Origin of the sequence: Pseudomonas sp. K5002 (genome assembly GCF_013386655.1) — a bacterium.
Classification (GTDB): domain Bacteria; phylum Pseudomonadota; class Gammaproteobacteria; order Pseudomonadales; family Pseudomonadaceae; genus Aquipseudomonas.
On record NZ_JACARK010001549.1, the window covers coordinates 1 to 310 of the forward strand.

The 310-nt window shown below is 58.1% G+C and carries 2 protein-coding genes; both read left to right on the forward strand.

Going from position 1 to position 310, the window contains the following annotated elements:
- On the forward strand, positions 1-115 hold a 115-nt coding region (locus HX846_RS40525; protein WP_372242077.1), incomplete at its 5' end, for a hypothetical protein.
- Between the two features lie 31 nt (positions 116-146).
- Positions 147-310: response regulator (locus HX846_RS37850; RefSeq protein ID WP_178967541.1), on the forward strand; the 164-nt coding region annotated here is incomplete at its 3' end.

Sequence of the window (310 nt, forward strand, 5' to 3'; positions counted from 1 at the left end):
CGGGTTGCTGGTGAGCCAGGCGCTGACGCTGTTCACCACACCGGTCATATACTTGTACCTCGAGAAGTTTTTCCACAGACCCAAACCAGCTCCCCAGCTGGCAATCACACACTGAGGCTGAGGCCCCGTCCTGGAACAAAAGGCTCATGCGTGTACTGATTATTGAAGACGAAGAAAAAACCGCCGACTACCTGCACCGCGGCCTGACGGAGCAAGGCTATACCGTCGACGTCGCCCGTGAAGGCGTCGAAGGGTTGCACCTGGCCCTGGAGAACGATTACGCGGTCATCGTGCTCGACGTGATGCTGCC